The sequence below is a fragment of the Pseudoalteromonas sp. T1lg23B genome (genome assembly GCF_002964665.1).
GTDB lineage: Bacteria > Pseudomonadota > Gammaproteobacteria > Enterobacterales > Alteromonadaceae > Pseudoalteromonas.
In genome coordinates, this window is record NZ_PQBZ01000034.1 from 491319 (window position 1) to 509702 (window position 18384).

Annotated in this window: 17 protein-coding genes; 4 read left to right on the forward strand and 13 right to left on the reverse strand. The window is 43.0% G+C overall.

All coding sequences use genetic code 11. The features are described from left to right. Positions 1–17: 17 nt before the first annotated feature. Both C2M32_RS10605 and C2M32_RS20830 read right to left on the reverse strand, forming a co-directional pair. On the reverse strand, positions 18–281 hold the full coding sequence (locus C2M32_RS10605; protein WP_105168403.1) for a hypothetical protein: 264 nt from the start codon (positions 279–281) through the stop codon (positions 18–20). Positions 282–371: 90 nt separating this feature from the next. Beyond that, complete coding sequence (locus C2M32_RS20830) at positions 372–521, reverse strand: hypothetical protein (protein WP_234401278.1); 150 nt, start codon at positions 519–521, stop codon at positions 372–374. A gap of 31 nt (positions 522–552) precedes the next feature. Between C2M32_RS20830 and C2M32_RS10610 the strand changes: the two genes are divergently transcribed. Then, positions 553–1890 carry a hypothetical protein gene (locus tag C2M32_RS10610; RefSeq protein WP_105168404.1) on the forward strand — a complete coding sequence of 446 codons (1338 nt, stop codon included), beginning with the start codon at positions 553–555 and terminating at the stop codon, positions 1888–1890. Between the two features lie 37 nt (positions 1891–1927). Here C2M32_RS10610 and C2M32_RS10615 read toward each other — a convergent pair whose 3' ends face one another. From C2M32_RS10615 to sdhC, 10 genes are all read right to left on the reverse strand, one after another. Further along, positions 1928–3331, reverse strand: a complete 1404-nt coding sequence (locus C2M32_RS10615) for a Y-family DNA polymerase (RefSeq protein ID WP_105168405.1) — start codon at positions 3329–3331, stop codon at positions 1928–1930. Then, positions 3328–4011, reverse strand: a complete 684-nt coding sequence (imuA, locus tag C2M32_RS10620; RefSeq protein ID WP_105168406.1) for a translesion DNA synthesis-associated protein ImuA — start codon at positions 4009–4011, stop codon at positions 3328–3330. The genes C2M32_RS10615 and imuA overlap by 4 nt, the downstream gene beginning before the upstream one ends. A 238-nt stretch (positions 4012–4249) precedes the next feature. Next, positions 4250–5122 (reverse strand): succinate--CoA ligase subunit alpha, encoded by an 873-nt coding sequence (gene sucD / locus C2M32_RS10625; RefSeq protein WP_105168407.1) that lies wholly within the window; start codon positions 5120–5122, stop codon positions 4250–4252. Continuing rightward, positions 5122–6288 (reverse strand): ADP-forming succinate--CoA ligase subunit beta, encoded by a 1167-nt coding sequence (sucC, locus tag C2M32_RS10630; RefSeq protein ID WP_105168408.1) that lies wholly within the window; start codon positions 6286–6288, stop codon positions 5122–5124. Before sucC ends, sucD begins: the two co-directional genes overlap by 1 nt. Positions 6289–6466: 178 nt before the next feature. Next, positions 6467–7969 (reverse strand): 2-oxoglutarate dehydrogenase complex dihydrolipoyllysine-residue succinyltransferase, encoded by a 1503-nt coding sequence (gene odhB, locus C2M32_RS10635; protein ID WP_105168409.1) that lies wholly within the window; start codon positions 7967–7969, stop codon positions 6467–6469. 10 nt (positions 7970–7979) lie between these two features. Next, positions 7980–10793 (reverse strand): 2-oxoglutarate dehydrogenase E1 component, encoded by a 2814-nt coding sequence (locus tag C2M32_RS10640; RefSeq protein ID WP_105168410.1) that lies wholly within the window; start codon positions 10791–10793, stop codon positions 7980–7982. A gap of 85 nt (positions 10794–10878) precedes the next feature. After that, positions 10879–11598 carry a succinate dehydrogenase iron-sulfur subunit gene (locus tag C2M32_RS10645; RefSeq protein WP_070985309.1) on the reverse strand — a complete coding sequence of 240 codons (720 nt, stop codon included), beginning with the start codon at positions 11596–11598 and terminating at the stop codon, positions 10879–10881. A gap of 10 nt (positions 11599–11608) precedes the next feature. Next, complete coding sequence (gene sdhA / locus C2M32_RS10650) at positions 11609–13381, reverse strand: succinate dehydrogenase flavoprotein subunit (RefSeq protein WP_105168411.1); 1773 nt, start codon at positions 13379–13381, stop codon at positions 11609–11611. Further along, entirely contained in the window at positions 13382–13729 is a 348-nt protein-coding gene (gene sdhD / locus C2M32_RS10655) for a succinate dehydrogenase, hydrophobic membrane anchor protein (RefSeq protein WP_070990766.1), read from the reverse strand. It lies immediately after the preceding gene. Further along, the gene (sdhC, locus tag C2M32_RS10660; protein ID WP_105168412.1) at positions 13720–14097 is read right to left on the reverse strand and encodes a succinate dehydrogenase, cytochrome b556 subunit; all 378 of its coding nucleotides are present in this window, start codon (positions 14095–14097) and stop codon (positions 13720–13722) included. Before sdhC ends, sdhD begins: the two co-directional genes overlap by 10 nt. Positions 14098–14496: 399 nt before the next feature. Here sdhC and C2M32_RS10665 point away from each other — a divergent pair, with 399 nt between their 5' ends. The 3 genes from C2M32_RS10665 (at position 14497) to C2M32_RS10675 (ending at position 17516) form a co-directional block, all read left to right on the forward strand. Next, positions 14497–15783, forward strand: a complete 1287-nt coding sequence (locus C2M32_RS10665) for a citrate synthase (protein ID WP_105168413.1) — start codon at positions 14497–14499, stop codon at positions 15781–15783. Positions 15784–15885: 102 nt separating this feature from the next. Next, positions 15886–17103 (forward strand): aminotransferase class V-fold PLP-dependent enzyme, encoded by a 1218-nt coding sequence (locus C2M32_RS10670; protein WP_105168414.1) that lies wholly within the window; start codon positions 15886–15888, stop codon positions 17101–17103. 5 nt (positions 17104–17108) lie between these two features. Next, positions 17109–17516: a SufE family protein gene (locus C2M32_RS10675; protein ID WP_267894528.1), complete on the forward strand. Its 408-nt coding sequence runs from the start codon at positions 17109–17111 to the stop codon at positions 17514–17516. Between the two features lie 47 nt (positions 17517–17563). Here the strand turns inward: C2M32_RS10675 and C2M32_RS10680 are convergent, their stop codons facing one another. Further along, on the reverse strand, positions 17564–18301 hold the full coding sequence (locus C2M32_RS10680; protein ID WP_158678203.1) for a substrate-binding periplasmic protein: 738 nt from the start codon (positions 18299–18301) through the stop codon (positions 17564–17566). Between the last annotated feature and the right edge of the window lie 83 nt (positions 18302–18384).

Sequence of the window (18384 nt, forward strand, 5' to 3'; positions counted from 1 at the left end):
TCTGAACATTGTTAACTCTAGGAAAAAAATGAAAAACTATGCATTCTTAGCATTGGCTGTCTCAATGTAGCTGGCTGTGGTGGTGGCTCTGACACTAACTCAGATGGCTCTCCAACAACACCAAAAAATAACTTACCCTCTTTAAGCGGTGAATTCGCTTTAACAGGCAAAGCAAACGTTTCATTCTCTGGCTCTTTTAACGCAAAAGACTTAGATGGTGATGCACTAACAGTCAGTTTTGAAGACCAACCTGACTGGCTGGAATATGCCTTTTCTGGCAATGAGTTAACATTATCAGGCGAACCAAAGCTAATTGATGTAGATACTTACACTACTAAAGTTATACTGAGCGATGGTAAACAAAGCCAAAGTTACTCATTAAACATCAACATCGCGGATGACCCATCTGCATGGCAGCCACTACCAATTACAGCTGAAGAGCTTGCTGGTGCTTGGCAAAGTGAAGAGCACAATGTTGCTTTTATTGTTGCTGAAGACGTCAGTACTAGTAGTGCAAACATCGGTTATCTAATAGAGGGTGACAAAAAGTACATGGTCAATTATCAATTGTCTGATGGTATTAATCTAGGTTTATTGAACGAATATGATTACTCGACGGTAGAGGACACCAGACAATTTGAAGTCATTGCGAAAAGTGATACTAAACTGCGACTTGTGGCAAACGTAAATGACCAGAAGCAAGCTTTTAATTTTAGCCCAGTCAACAAAGCTATAACTGAAAGCTTTTCTTTTACTCCAACGTTTAGTAATGATACCTGGTTCTCTGGTGGCCACATTGATTTAGATAGCAATGAACAATCAAATATTCATGTGGCGGTAGCGCTTCCTCTTTTATCTCATCTGGAGTACAGTCCATATGACTACAATGTAAGTGTTACAGCTTCTTATAATAGCGAAACAGCAGAATTTACACCGATATCTCCAGTTACCACTAGTTACTGTTGGAGGATTGAAAACCCTTTTACTTTTAACTGTCCCAATTTAAGTGTCAAATTTAGTAAAATCAAAGTGCTGGGGGTGTTTAACGATACTTTGTTTTACAGCGTAACGCACCACTATGAAGCGGACCTTTCAGAAACTCAAAAAAGAGCACTCCCACTTCTAGCTAACTTTTTAGACCAACAATATACTTCTGTTTATGCTGAAAAGTTTAAAAAAATCGAGAAAATAGCTAGACCCAGTATTGAAGTGGGCCAAACCTATACAGGCCGCATACTGCTAAGAGATCCTAGTACTCATGTAGAACTCAATGGAACTCATTACCATAGTGGCAGCGGCACCTTTACGCTCACCAGCGAAAATACAGGTTCATTCACCATCGAATTAGCTGACCATTCAGCCCAAGAAACCAAAGAGTTTACCTATGAGTTGACAGAAACATCAATAAATATTTCCTATGATGGTAAAACAACACAAAGACACTTCTATAAATTACCAAATGGTTTAACAGGCATCACTGAGCCTTATGCGGATCAGTATGAAAGTAAATTTGATATCAGACCTTTCATTGCTGTACAAGAGTTTAATATGGAAGACAGTATGGGGACTTTCATCTCTACGGGTTCATCAACCAGCTCTTACAACTTAGGCTATGACAAAGTAACAATTCGATATGCAGAAAATCGAGAAACTGAGCTGCCAAGCCGTTGGGAGCAAGATGACAGTGTTACCTTTGTGGATGGTTGTCATCATTACAATACCATTGCTGAGTGTGAACAAATGGCTCAAGATAATGAGGATCATGTCTCTTTATACTACCGTAACCTCAAGCTATTGTATGCCGATGGTGACTACTATCTATTTCAAGATTCATTTAACTCAGAGGGTGATGCTTTTCAAAGTTACAGAAGTTTTAGAAAAGTAAACTAACCTTTTATGCGGCTGCCCTATGGTGCAGCCGCATTCACTAGCAAAATATCCCTTGCACAAACCATTGCTGTGATGGCTCTTTGTAGACCCATAACCACTTCCCCTGCTCGTTTCGAGCGATATAATAATCTCTAGCCACCGCTTGGTTATCCCACCAGCCTGTGCAGATCCGCTCAGGTCCAAAATAGATAGTCACTTTTTCCTGTAATGGAATAACCTCAGGTAATAACATGCTGGGCCGTTGTAAGCCTGTTATGCGTTTTTGTTTAATATATGCATGTGAAGGATCAACAAAGTGAAATGCCCGCTCAGGTCGATGATCCGAGTCAACGGCAACTCCTTGTACACAGCGTCCGCCTAATTTCGCTTGTAACTTGGCAATTAACGCGGGTATTTCTGATTGTCCTTGCTGGCTTTGAAATAACTCGTTATTTGCATATTGATTATCCAACAAGTAATCCGCAGATATAGTAATTGCCTGAATGGGCGCATTAAGTGATATATTGGAAAGCTTTAATTCGATTAAGGACTGCCATGCATGAGCACGGCTCTCTCCTGAAGAGATAGCGACTTGTATCGATACCGGCTCGGCGTCTCGCAATTGCAACGTTAATAATACTTGCTGAGCCAGTTTATTTCGTTGCTGTAAAAACAACTCTAGCTGCTTGAGTAGCTTTGCCATCGGCTTCGTGAGCCATTGTAAATTTTCAAGCTCAAACAATAATGTAAGATGGCGGGAAAACTGCTCCTCGGGTACATAGAATATTAAAGGATATTTTAGTTGCCCTTGTAAACGACCCACATAATGCACCAGCTCAATATCAAAGCGTTTCGCCAGCTCACTGACTGGAATACACAGCAATTGCGATAGTTTACTGATTCTAACTCTCTTTAACTGCTCACAAATCTGTTCAGACAAGTCTGTTTGTAATAAGTCAAAACCGTTTATGCTACTTTGTAGCAAAGCGGCATCGTCCGTTATGATATCTACTCGCCCTCTTGCAAGTAGCCTTGCGGCCAATGCCGAGTAGCCAGTAGCATAGTGATAATTAAGCTCTAAATGTGATAGATGTGCTTGTATGTGCTGCCAGTAGGTCGCCAAATCCTGATATAAAGACAGCATGTTACTCACCTTAAGCAAAATACCATCTGGTGGAAACAAGCTAATATCTGCTGTCGCTAGATACAACCACTGCGCAATCTCTTGCAACCGCGTCTGCTCAGCTTGTGCATCATAGGCGACTACTTGTAGATGCTCAGATAGGCAGGCAGCACTGGCTAGACCCATTCCTACAGTGATGCCTGACTGCTTTGCTAATGTGCACACCTGTACCACTCTATTGCTGCTGCCATTCACAATGACCACAGGTTCACCCTTATGAGATAATGTTAGGCTGTCCAGCTGTAGGTGTTTAAAATGTAGGTATAACCAAAGTGTCATTTTGCATACCGTATGGGCATAGGGAACACTGCCACATTGTTTGCTTCTCCTTGCTTTACTACTAATTGCGGCCAATAATCGGCCAAACTCAGAATAAAGCTTTTCTGAGGCCAACCTCCCTTTTGCTTTTTAACTTGAATAGCAATACCTTGTGGGTGCCCTGTCAGCTGTAAACACAGTGAAACTGGTAGCGAAAATTGCTGTTCACACACTGGCCTGTATAAGAACAAAGTGCTCGTTCCCTGTTCTGATGCCAACTGTAAACGCTTTGCCTGAGAAATGCTTAACGAGTTATGCCACAGTAGCACATTGCCACATCCACTACTTTTCAAACATTGCTCCGCAGCCCATAATGCATCAATTGCAGAATCCGTCTTGATGATTAATAACTGTTTGTGATCGAACCCGAGATGATAAAAATGGTGCGCATTAACGCTTCCTGGAGGGTTGATAAATACAATCAGATGTGGATGCTGCTGCAAATAAGACAACCAAATCTGTAATTCTCCAATCCCACTGTCTGCCTGAATCTCAATCATTCCTTGCTTAGGTAAACCACCTTGTAGCTTAGTATCTAATAATGGAATACCCGTACTGATACGCTCTGAAGACTTAAGAACTTGGCTACTCCCCTGCCATACCCACTGCCGATGTTGTAATAAATCAATTATTTTGCTCATTTCATACAAAAAACAACTATACTGTATATATAAACAGTATAATTGTTAGGACATAAACTGCAAGATCAAAATATGTGCAAGATCGAAACCTAGGATCTCTAACCTGCTTACCTATTAGTTAATTGAGTAAGATTAAATAAAGGGGAAATATGGGGCTTAGAAGAACAGGTATATAAAAACAAAAATGCCAGTCACAAGGACTGGCATTTAATACTCACTTTAAAAAGTTAGATGGTGATTACCAACCCGCTTTCTCTTTAAGTGCAGAACCGATGTCAGCAAGTGAACGAACAGTCTTAACGCCTGCCGCTTCAAGTGCTGCGAATTTCTCATCAGCAGTACCTTTACCGCCTGCGATGATAGCACCAGCGTGACCCATACGCTTACCAGCAGGTGCAGTTACACCAGCAATGTAAGATACTACAGGCTTAGTTACGTTGTGCTTGATATACTCTGCTGCTTCTTCTTCAGCTGTACCACCGATCTCACCAATCATTACGATTGCTTCAGTTTGAGGATCGTTTTGGAACATCTCTAGTACGTCGATGAAGTTAGTACCAGGGATTGGGTCACCACCGATACCAACACAAGTCGACTGACCGAAACCTGCATCAGTAGTTTGCTTAACCGCTTCGTACGTTAAAGTACCAGAGCGAGAAACGATACCTACTTTACCAGGCTTATGGATGTGACCAGGCATGATACCAATCTTAGTTTCACCCGGAGTGATAACACCTGGGCAGTTAGGACCGATCATACGAACACCAGTTTGGTCTAGCTTAACTTTCACGTCAACCATGTCTAGTGTTGGGATACCTTCAGTGATACAAACGATAAGCTCGATACCCGCATCGATGGCTTCTAAGATTGCATCTTTACAGAAAGGTGCTGGTACGTAGATAACTGATGCTGTTGCGCCAGTTGCTTCTACTGCTTCACGTACAGTGTTGAATACAGGAAGACCAAGGTGAGTTTGACCACCTTTACCTGGAGATACACCACCAACCATTTGCGTGCCGTACTGGATAGCTTGCTCAGAGTGGAAAGTACCTTGACCGCCAGTGAAACCCTGACAGATTACTTTAGTATCTTTATTAATTAATACAGACATTATTTGCCCTCCGCAGCAGCAACAACTTTCTCAGCAGCATCTGTTAGTGATTCTGCAGCGATAATGTCAAGGTCAGAGTTAGCTAGAACTTCACGACCTAGTTCAGCATTAGTACCTTCTAAACGTACAACTACTGGTACTTGAACGCCTACTTCTTTAACCGCACCAATGATACCTTCTGCGATCATGTCACAACGAACGATACCACCGAAGATGTTAACAAGTACTGCTTTAACATTGTCATCAGAAAGGATGATCTTAAATGCTTCAGCTACACGCTCTTTAGTCGCGCCGCCACCAACATCTAGGAAGTTAGCTGGCTTACCGCCGTGTAGGTTTACGATGTCCATAGTACCCATCGCTAGGCCTGCACCGTTAACCATACAACCTACGTTACCGTCTAGAGCAACATAGTTAAGCTCGAAGCTTGCTGCGTGAGCTTCACGCGCATCTTCTTGCGAAGGGTCGTGGAATTCACGGATCTTAGGCTGACGGAACAATGCGTTGCCGTCTACACCGATTTTACCGTCAAGACAGTGAAGGTTGCCTTGATCAGTGATTACTAGAGGATTGATCTCTAATAGTGCGAAATCGTGGTCGTTAAACATCGTTGCAAGACCCATGAAGATCTTAACAAACTGTTTAATCTGTGCTGGGTTTAGACCTAGTTTGAAGCCTAACTCACGACCTTGGTAAGGCTGTGGGCCAACTAGTGGATCAATTTCAGCTTTATGAATTAGCTCTGGTGTTTCTTCTGCAACAGTTTCGATTTCAACACCACCTTCAGTAGATGCCATGAAAACGACTTTGCGAGTTGCACGGTCTACTACAGCACCTAGGTATAATTCGTTCGCGATGTCTGTGCAGCTCTCAACTAAGATTTTAGCTACTGGCTGGCCTTTTTCGTCTGTTTGGTAAGTTACTAAGTTCTTACCTAACCAGTTTTCAGCGAATGCGCGAATTTCTTCTTTGCTATCGGCAAGCTTAACACCGCCCGCTTTACCACGGCCACCGGCGTGTACTTGACATTTAACTACCCATTTGTCGCCGCCGATTTTAGCAGCTGCTTCTACCGCTTCTTGAGGTGTATCACAAGCGAAACCCTCAGATACTGGCAAACCATAGTCGGCAAATAGTTGTTTTGCCTGATACTCATGCAAATTCATGATGCTTTATCCAATTTCTTATACTAAAAAAGCTGAATATTTATGCAAATAATCAGCTATCCCAAATTGCGCTCCTAGTATAGATCCCAAGGCTTACGATGAAAACCCTAGTTAGACCAAAGGCGCAAAAAAAAAGCTGTATGAACGAACATACAGCTTAATATCTAATCAATTATGATTATACGTCTAGTAATAGACGCGTAGGATCTTCTAATAGCTCTTTAATTGTCACTAAGAAACCTACTGACTCTTTACCATCAATTTGACGGTGGTCGTAGCTTAATGCCAAATACATCATAGGTAAGATTTCTACTTTACCGTTAACAGCCATTGGGCGGTCTTGGATTTTATGCATACCTAAGATTGAAGACTGAGGTAAGTTGATGATTGGCGTTGAAAGCAATGAACCAAACACACCACCATTGGTGATAGTGAAGTTACCGCCAGTCATGTCTTCTACTGTTAGTTTACCGTCACGACCTTTAAGCGCTAGCTCACGGATACCTTTTTCAATCTCAGCAACTGATAGCTTGTCACAGTCACGTAATACTGGTGTTACTAGACCACGTGGTGTAGATACCGCGATGCTGATATCGAAGTAGTTGTGATAAACAATGTCATCGCCGTCAATTGATGCATTAACTTCAGGGAAACGTTTAAGTGCTTCAGTCACCGCTTTCACATAGAAAGACATGAAACCTAAACGAATACCGTGACGCTTTTCAAATACTTCTTGATACTGCTTACGAAGGTCCATGATTGGTTTCATGTTCACTTCGTTGAACGTCGTCAACATCGCTGTTGAGTTTTTAGCTTCAAGTAGACGGTTTGCAATTGTCTTACGCAGGCGAGTCATTGGAACACGTTTTTGTGTACGATCACCCATTGGCGCTGCTGGTGCAGATGCGGTTGCAGCTGCAGGCTTAGCTGCTGGTGCTTTCAAGAACGCGTCAACATCTTCTTTAGTGATGCGACCGCCTTTACCTGAACCTTTAATTTTAGAAGCATCTAAGCCTTTCTCAGCGATAAGACGACGTACAGATGGTGTTAACACATCTGAGTTCTCATCTGAAGAAGCTGGAGCTTCTGATTTAGCTTCCGCTTTTTCGCCTGAAGATGCAGCTGGAGCAGCGCCTGCTTTGAGCTTACCGATCACTTGCTCACCAAGTACAGTGTCACCCTCTGCGTGTAGATGTTCACCCATTACACCATCTTCTGGTGCAACAACTTCTAATACTACTTTATCAGTTTCGATATCTACCAGATTTTGATCGCGGCTTACCGCTTCACCTGGTTGAACATGCCAAGTTGCGATTGTAGCGTCTGCTACTGACTCTGGAAGTACAGGTACTTTAATGTCCACTTCTTTACCTTCTGCTGCTGGCGCCGATGATGACGCTGCTGGTTGTTCATTTGATTGAGCTGGTGCGCTTGCTTTCGCATCTGCCGCACCTAAAATTGCGATAACTTGTTCACCCAGAACTGTTGCACCATCTGTTTCTTTGATCTCAGTGATCACGCCATCTTCAGGAGCTACAACTTCTAATACGACCTTGTCAGTTTCGATATCAACAAGGTTTTGGTCACGAGTTACAGTATCACCAACGCTAACGTGCCAAGTTGCTACTGTAGCATCTGCAACTGACTCAGGAAGAACAGGAACCTTAATTTCGGTTGTCATCTCTTATCCCTTATTTCTTAATTGTTAATGCGTCAGCAACTAACGCGTTTTGTTCTTTGGTATGTGTTGACATGTAGCCACACGCTGGTGCTGCCGATGCTTTACGGCCAGCATATGTTAGGTTCGCCCCTGCTGGAATCGCATCCCAGAAATGGTGCTGCGAACAATACCAAGCACCTTGGTTTTGCGGTTCTTCTTGACACCAGACAAAATCTTTAACGTGCTGGTAACGCGCCATAATTTCATCCATTTCCTGATGTGGGAATGGGTATAACTGCTCTACACGTACAATCGCAACATTATCCAGTTCTTGTTTACGGCGCTCTTGCAACAGCTCGTAATAGACTTTACCGCTACAGAAAACCACACGCTTTACATTTGCCGGATCGATGTCATCAATTTCATCGATCATGTTGTGGAATACACCTTCCGCTAACTCTTCGAGTGAAGATACAGCTAACGGGTGACGTAGTAACGATTTAGGCGTCATAACAATCAACGGGCGACGCAGTGGACGAACCGACTGGCGACGCAACATTGCATAAACTTGTGCGGGTGTTGATGGCACACAAACCTGCATATTGTGGTCAGCACACAATTGTAAATAACGCTCTAAGCGCGCTGAACTGTGCTCAGGTCCTTGGCCCTCATAACCATGAGGTAGTAACATAGTTAGACCGCATAAACGACCCCACTTTTGTTCACCTGAACTCAAAAATTGGTCGAATACTACTTGAGCACCGTTGGCGAAGTCACCAAACTGCGCTTCCCAAAGTACTAATGAGGTAGGCTCTGCAGTCGCGTAACCATATTCAAACGCTAATACAGCTTCTTCTGACAACACTGAGTCATAAACTTCAAACGACCCTTGCTGCTCGCTGATATTTTGCAATGGCAGGTAAGTCGACGCATCTTTTTGATTGTGAACAACAGCATGACGGTGGAAGAAAGTACCACGACCAGAGTCCTGACCTGTCATACGAATATCTACACCTTCATCAACTAGCGTTGCATAGGCAAGCGTTTCAGCCATACCCCAGTCTAGTTGCTTCTCGCCTTTCGCCATTGCTTGACGATCATCGTAAATCTTCTTAACGCGAGACTGTGCTTTGTGCTCTTCTGGATACGACGATACTTTATCAGCTAATTGCTTTAACTTTTCAACTGACAGTTTTGGATCGTAAGCAACATCCCAATCATGACCGACAAATTTAGACCAGTCCGATGAATGTTTTGTATCTGGCTTAATTTCCTCAACCACACACATGCCTTTGTCTAGGCCATTACGATACATTTCTGTTAAAGCTTTAACATCATCCGCACTGATAACACCTTCTGATACCAATTGATCTGCATAGATCTGGCGTGGCACAGGGTGCTTCTTGATTTTCTGGTACATTAACGGCTGTGTTGCATTTGGCTCATCAGCTTCATTATGACCATGACGGCGATAACACACTAAATCAATCACCACATCACGACGGAACTGATTACGGAAATCAAGTGCAATTTGCGTCACAAATGCGACTGCTTCTGGGTCATCCGAATTAACATGGAAGATTGGCGCCTGAACCATTTTAGCAATGTCAGTACAGTAATCTGTAGAACGCACATCTTCTTGTTTTGATGTTGTAAAACCAACTTGGTTGTTTACCACGATACGTACTGTGCCACCTACACCGAATGCGCGGGTTTGTGACAAGTTAAACGTTTCTTGTACAACACCTTGACCAGCGATTGCTGAGTCACCGTGAATAGTAATTGGTAACGCTTTAGAACCTGTCTTACAGCCTAAACGGTCAAGACGTGCTCTTACTGAGCCCATAACTACAGGATTAACAATCTCAAGGTGTGACGGGTTAAATGCCAACGCCATGTGAACATCGCCACCTTTAGTAGCAAAGTCAGACGAGTAACCCATGTGATATTTCACGTCACCAGAGCCTGCTAATTCGCCATATTTACCCGCGAACTCGTCGAAAAGTACCTGAGGATTCTTACCCAATACGTTAACAAGCACATTAAGACGACCACGGTGGGCCATGCCAATAACCGCTTCTTGTTGACCACTTTCACCTGCACGGTGAATCAGTTCTTTAAGCATTGGTACTAATGCATCTCCCCCTTCTAGCGAGAAGCGCTTAGCACCTGGGAATTTTGCTCCAAGGTATTTTTCTAAGCCATCAGCCGCTGTAAGGCCTTTGAGAATACGTAGTTTAGTTTCTTTGCTAAATTGAGGCTTTGAGAAGGTTGACTCTAGGCGCTGCTGTAACCAACGTTTTTCTTCTGTAGAAGTGATGTGCATATACTCGGCGCCAACAGAACCACAATAGGTGGTTTTCAATGCTGAGTATAAATCTTTAAGCTTCATTGTCTCTTTGCCACAAGCAAAAGAGCCAACGTTATATTCTTTTTCTAAATCCGCATCGGTTAGCTCGTGATAGTCAAGTTCTAAATCGCGAACTCGCTCACGCTTCCACAGACCAAGTGGGTCTAGGTTGGCGTTTTGGTGGCCTCTAAACCTAAATGCATTAATTAATTGCAGTACGCGTACTTGTTTTGCATCACTTGTACTATCTGCTGCAACCACTACTTCTCTATGTTTGTTTTTAGCAAGATCAGCAAATTGCTGCCTTACTTGTGAATGTTTTACGTCTACATCCACACCATCAACTTTTGGAAGTTGATCAAACACTTCTCGCCACTCTTCTGGCACTGAAGTCGCATCGTCAAGATACGCTTCATAAAGCTCTTCTACATAAGCTACGTTTCCGCCGTACAAATGCGAAGATTCTAGCCATGCCTTCATCACACCTTCGTGCATTTATTAGCCCTTTTCTCTAGCGCAGAAATTTAATTAATAACAAGATGGCATGCGTAGGCATGCCATCTAAGGATATAAATATGTATTAAACCGAACGATTTAACAACATAGATTTAATCTGACCAATGGCTTTAGTTGGATTCAAGCCTTTTGGACATACGCTAACACAGTTCATGATACCGTGACAGCGGAATACGCTGAACGCATCGTCAAGATCAGCCAAACGCTCTTCTGTTGCAGTATCGCGGCTATCAGCCAAGAAGCGATAAGCATGAAGAAGACCAGCAGGACCAATAAACTTGTCTGGGTTCCACCAGAACGAAGGACATGACGTTGAACAACACGCACATAAAATACACTCATATAAGCCGTCTAGTTCTTCACGCTCTTCAATTGTTTGAAGACGCTCTTCACCACCGGTAGGCTTATCATTGATGAGATAAGGTTTAACCTTCTCATACTGAGTATAGAACTGGCTCATATCAATAACTAAGTCACGAATTACTGGCAAACCAGGTAACGGACGAAGAATGATTTTGCCTTTACCATTCTTTTGCAAGGCTGAAATTGGAGTAATACATGCTAGGCCATTTTTGCCATTCATGTTTACACCATCAGAGCCACATACACCTTCACGACATGAACGACGGAAAGATAGAGTTGGGTCTTGCTCTTTTAGAAGTAAAAGCGCGTCCAACACCATCATGTCACGGCCTTCTTCTACTTCAAGCTTATAATCCTGCATGCGTGGCGCGTTGTCCACATCAGGATTGTAACGATAAACAGATAATTCTAAAGTTGCCATCGCTGTGCTCCTAGTAAGTACGTGCTTTAGGTGGGAATGCTTCACGAGTCTTTGGCGCGTAATTAACTTCACGCTTGCTCATGCTTTCCGTTACTGGATTATAAACCGTGTGGCATAACCAGTTTTCATCATCACGGTCTGGGTAATCAAAACGTGAATGAGCGCCACGACTTTCTGTACGGAAGTTAGCTGCAACAGCAGTTGAATAAGCAGTTTCCATCAAGTTATCAAGTTCTAGACACTCGATACGTTGCGTGTTGAACTCAGTTGACTTGTCATCAAGACGCGCGTGCTGCAAGCGCTCACGGATCTCTTTAAGCTGCTGTAAGCCTTCGGCCATTGAATCACCTTCACGGAATACCGAGAAGTTAAGCTGCATGCACTGTTGTAGGTCTTTCTTGATCTGAACCGGATCTTCGCCCTGACCTTTTGTTGAGTTTTCCCAACGATTGAAACGAGCAAAAGCAGCATCAACATCATCACTAGACGCTTGCTTAGAAATTTGCGCATCAGCAAGGTATTGACCCAAGAAGTTACCAGCCGCACGGCCGAATACTACAAGGTCAAGTAGCGAGTTACCGCCTAAGCGGTTTGCACCATGTACAGATACACACGCAATCTCACCTACCGCAAATAAACCTTCTACTAGCTTACCGTTACCATTTTCATCTACGCTCAACACTTGACCGTTAACGTTCGTCGGTACGCCACCCATCATGTAGTGACATGTTGGAATAACTGGAATTGGCTCTTTAGCAGGGTCAACGTGTGCGAACGTCTTAGACAAGTCACAAACGCCAGGTAGACGTAGGTTCAATGTCTCTTCACCTAAGTGATCCAGCTTCAGCTTGATGTGTGGACCCCAAGGACCGTCACAACCACGACCTTCACGAATTTCAGTCATCATTGAACGAGCAACAACGTCACGCGATGCTAAATCTTTAGCATTTGGAGCATAACGTTCCATGAAACGTTCACCATCTTTATTTAGTAGGTAACCACCTTCACCACGACAACCTTCAGTTACAAGCGTACCTGCACCCGCGATACCGGTTGGGTGGAATTGCCACATTTCCATATCTTGCATTGCAATACCAGCACGAGTTGCCATACCAACACCGTCACCAGTATTGATGTGCGCGTTCGTCGTCGATGCGAAGATACGACCAGCACCACCAGTTGCTAACACAACTGCTTTAGATTTGAAGTAAGTCACTTCACCAGATTCGATATCAATAGCGGTACAACCTACTACATCGCCATTGTCATTTTTTACCAAATCTAATGCATACCACTCAGAGAATACGTTAGTTTTGTTTTTAACATTCTGCTGGTATAGGCAGTGAAGCAATGCGTGACCTGTACGGTCCGCTGCCGCAGCGGTACGCGCAGCTTGTTCACCACCAAAATTCTTAGACTGACCACCGAAAGGACGCTGATAAACACGACCGTTCTCGAAACGAGAAAATGGTAGACCCATGTTTTCTAGTTCGGTGATTGCCTCAGGACCTGTTTGACACATGTATTCGATAGCGTCTTGGTCTCCGATAAAGTCAGAACCTTTCACCGTATCGTACATGTGCCATTCCCAGTTATCCTCATGAGAGTTACCTAGCGCTACGGTGATACCACCTTGCGCTGAAACTGTGTGAGAACGCGTTGGGAAAACCTTTGAAATCAAAGCACAAGTTTTACCAGATTCAGAAATCGCAAGCGCTGCGCGCATACCAGCACCACCGGCACCGATTACTACAGCATCAAATTCACGAGTATTATATTTCACTTAAACACCCCACAGAACAAACAGACCAATTGCTACGTAAGCAAGAGCCATTAGGTTTAATACGAAGCCAAGTACTGAACGCATTGTTGAGCACTTTACATAGTCTGTTAATACCTGCCATAAGCCGATACGTGTGTGTACCATGATGCACACTAATGTAACGATTGTCGCAGCTTTAACAGCTAGATTTGAAAACAAACCTTGCCACGCTTCGAATGTAAGTTCTGGTGTTAGAAGTAAATAACCAACAATAAATACTGCATAAGCTGCAATTACTAATGCGGTTGTACGTAATGAAACGTAATCTTGTACGCCGTCACGCTTGAGAGTTGCTTGATTTAAGACCATATCCACACTCCTGCTAGAATTGCTACAACCACAGAAAGTGCAATTGCAATTTTAGCGCTGCTATTGCCCGACTCTAATTCTTCCCAGTGACCCATGTCTTGGATCATGTGACGGATACCACCAATTAGGTGATATGCCAATACACTGACGGTGCCCCATGCAATGAACTTTGCAACAAAGCCGCTAAATAGGCCCTTCACAAATTCAAACCCTTCAGGAGAAGAAAGAGACTCAGACCAAGCCCAAATGACAAAAGTTAAAGCGAAGAATAATGCGACACCAGTTACACGGTGCAGAATCGACGCTTTAGCCGTTGCCGGCATAGATATAGTCGTAAGATCTAGATTTACAGGTCTTTGCTTTTTCACAGTTACTTGCCCATCTTGCCCACAAAGGAGCTCATCTACTTGTTTTTATAAAACCCATTTGCACGACATGCACAAATGGCACACTCTAAATAAACCTGTTTTTCCAAAAGACTCATCCGTTTTTCGTAAAAATAGGTTTACCCACAGACGATACGGTATAAAACCTTTGACAGTATATAAGGCCGTGAGTGCTTTTACAATTCTTGTTTAGATTGAGACGCTTGCGAATTAGCCAATGGTATAATATTTAAACTGGTCAGAATATTTATTATACATATTTGCATAATTCTCAGAAAAATTGACTTTGCACCCCTGTTTTACGTTAAAATGATCAGAATTTGCTTAACATTAGAATCACAACATAACAATCAGAATTGTTATTTCATAGGAGATAAATAGATGGCAGATAAGAAAGCCACAGTACATATTGAAGGTCACGATCCGATCGAACTACCGATATACTCAGGCACAGCGGGCCAAGATGTAATTGATGTTCGTACCCTTGGTGCTCACGGCCATTTCACATATGATCCAGGTTTTATGTCTACCGGTTCGTGCGAGTCATCTATCACCTACATTGACGGCGGGAAAGGCGTATTGTTACACCGCGGCTACCCAATTGAACAGCTAGCTGAAAACTCTAACTACATCGAACTTTGTTATCTTTTACTAAAAGGTGAGTTACCGACAGCTGAACAACATGCTGAATTTGCAGATGAGATCACACGCAACACCATGTTGCATGAAAAAATCGCGGTATTTTTCCAAGGCTTCCGCGTTGACTCTCACCCAATGGCAATGCTTTGCGGCGTAGTTGGTGCATTGTCATCGTTCTACCACGACGATTTAGACATTTCAGACGCAGATCAACGTCACCGTAGTGCGGTTCGTTTAGTTGCTAAGCTTCCGACAATTGCGGCTATGGCTTACAAATACAATGTAGGTCAACCATTCGTTTACCCTCGCAACGACCTAAGCTACGCAGAAAACTTCCTACATATGATGTTCTCTGTTCCTGCTGAAAAGTACGAAGTTAACCCTATCCTTGCTAAAGCAATGGACAAAATCTTCATGCTTCATGCTGACCACGAGCAAAATGCATCAACTTCAACGGTACGTTTAGCGGGTTCTTCGGGTGCAAACCCGTACGCGTGTATTGCTGCTGGTATCGCTTCTCTGTGGGGACCTGCTCACGGAGGTGCAAACGAAGCCTGTTTGAACATGCTAGAAGAAATTGGCTCAGTAGATCGCATTGACGAATACGTTGCTAAAGCAAAAGATAAGAACGACCCGTTCCGTCTGATGGGCTTTGGTCACCGTGTTTATAAGAACTTCGACCCACGCGCAACGGTAATGCGTGAAACATGTCATGAAGTTCTTAAAGAGCTAAATATCCAAGATCCGCTATTAGATGTGGCAATGAAATTGGAGCAAATCGCACTAGAAGACCCATATTTCATTGAGAAAAAGCTATACCCTAACGTAGATTTCTACTCAGGTATTATCTTGAAAGCGATTGGTATTCCTACCAGCATGTTTACGGTTATCTTCGCGATGTCACGTACTGTGGGTTGGATCTCACATTGGGATGAAATGTTATCTCAGCCAGGTCATAAAATTGGTCGTCCTCGTCAGCTATACACTGGCTACACGAACCGCGATTACACACCTGTATCGAAAAGATAATCACACGATTATTATATTAAGGCCGCCTTGTGCGGCCTTTTTTATTGGCATTAATGTAAAATCTAATTAAAATCGCCGCTCGATTTAGCTAAGGACCTTTGCATGAGTGATATCGCACAGCTGAGAAAAGACTTCCCAACCTTAAAGCAGACCATCGAAGGTCATCCTTTAGTCTATTTGGATTCGGGAGCCACCAGCCAAAAGCCTCAGGCGGTGATCGACGCAATCAACCTGTTTTATACTAAAAACAACGCAAACGTACACAGAGGTTTACACACTCTAAGTGAAATCGCCACAACCGAATACGAAAACGTGCGTGAAAAATTGGCCCATTTTCTTAATGTAAATGCAACTGAATGTGTTTGGACCAGTGGTGCAACACAGAGTATAAATCTAGTTGCTGCGGGTTTAACCTCACAACTGAACGCAGGCGATGTCATTTTGATCAGCGCGCTTGAACATCACGCAAACATTGTTCCTTGGCAGCAGTTAGCTGCACGCACTGGTGCCAGATTAGAAGTCATCCCGATTAATGAGCTCGGTGTTGTCGAGCCAGATGTAGCATTGGCGACGATAAAAAAGTGGCAGCCAAAGGTATTTGCCTGCTCACATGCATCCAATACACTTGGCAATATCCAAGATGTACAAACTTTTGTTGCCCAAGCAAAACAGTTTGGAGCAATTACCTTGGTAGATGGCGCGCAAGCATTTTTGCATTTGCGTCCTGACTTACGTCAGCTGGATTGTGATTTTTATGTGCTGTCTGCACACAAAGCACTTGGCCCTACAGGGCTGGGCATATTGTATGGTAAATACGCGTTGCTCAATGCGCTACCCGTTTACCAAACGGGTGGAGAAATGATCCAACATGTCAGTTTTGAAAAAACCACATTCCGAGACGCTCCAGCTAAATTTGAGCCTGGTACGCCGAACATTTCTGCTGTTTTAGGGTTTGGTGCAGCATTAGATTATTTGAATGCCATCGATTTTCAACAGATGCATCAATATGAACAAGCATTATTCGTATATTTAGTCGAACAATTATCCGTGATTGAAGGTGTTAGGCTATATGGCGACTTGGTTAATAACATTGGTACGGTGAGTTTTTCATACAAATCAGAGCATCACTATGATCTGGCGATGTTGCTTAACAGTTATGGTGTTGCCGTGAGAAGTGGCCATCATTGCACGCAACCACTTATGCAAGCACTCAATTTAAATGGCACCATACGGGTTAGTTTAGCTTTTTACAATAACAAAGACGATATTGATTGTTTTATCAGTGCATTACAAAATAGTATTGAACTGATCGAAGGATAAAATTTGTGACTTATCAAGAAATATATAACACACTCTCTAACACATCAGGCTGGCAACAAAGCTATCGTGAAATCATGTTGCTTGGTAAACAGCTTCCTGCTTTGCCTGAAGTTTTAAAAACAGAGCAAGCCAAAGTCACTGGCTGTGAAAGTAACGTGTGGTTACACATTGAATTGGACGAGCAGCAGCAAAACCTACTGTTAGTTGGCGATTCCGACACGCGTATTGTTAAGGGACTGCTTGCTATTGTACTGGCTATGTACAATGGAAAAACGCCTACAGAAGCGAAACAGATTGACGCTTATCAAGAGTTTGAGTCTCTGGGATTAATTAAACACCTCAGTCCATCCAGAGGTAATGGCATTAAAGCAATTGTAGACAAAATTCAGAAGCAAATTGCGCAATTGACCTGAAGCGGCGCGTGTCAAACGCGCGTTTGTTTTTAAATTTAAAGTGACATTCACTGCCTTGCATACCAGTCTCTTTTTATACGACGCAGTGCTCCTGTGCTATCCAGTTGTTGAAATGCCTCTTTGTATCGCTGGATGAGCAAAGGGTTGGATTTTTTATTAAAGGCAATGCCTATACTCACATTCAATTCTGTCAACTCTACGACTTTAACTAACGAAGCAGGATCGACGCTTTCGTTTTGTGCGTGATTTCGTATTGAGTGTTCTGTGCCCATAATAAGCGCTACCCGTTCTCGTACTAACAACTTTAAGAGTTGTTCTTCATAACTGACAGGGACAAGATGTTTAAAGTAATGTGACTGTAGATATTGCGCAGTATTCGAGCCTCTGATCACCACAGTTTCAAAGTACTTAAATGAATAAAGTGAACTGATTGAATTACGTTCTTCGGGAAAGTGACTTTTAAGCCCCCATAGAAAAATAGTATCTCTAGGCACTTCACCAACCCATTCAAAACGCTGATCACGTGCCCTAGTATGCACAATAGAATAAATTAAAACGTTTGACTCATGTAAAGCCGTTTCATAGGCTCTCGCCCAAGGCATAACTTCGATGTTGTAACTATCACCAGTCAAGGAAAACATCGCCTTGACGATCTCAGTCATGAAACCGCCTAATTCGCCGTTCTTTTTATGTACCTGATAGGGTTCCAAATGTTCTGTCACTACTCTGATGTGCTCGGCTCTTGCCATCGACACAACCAGCATAGAATATACAATGAACAACATGAAGAAATATGGCATTTGCTTAGCGGTGCAACGTTGAAGAAAATAAGATCATAGCACACCGCTCATTGTTGTGTTTATTTGTA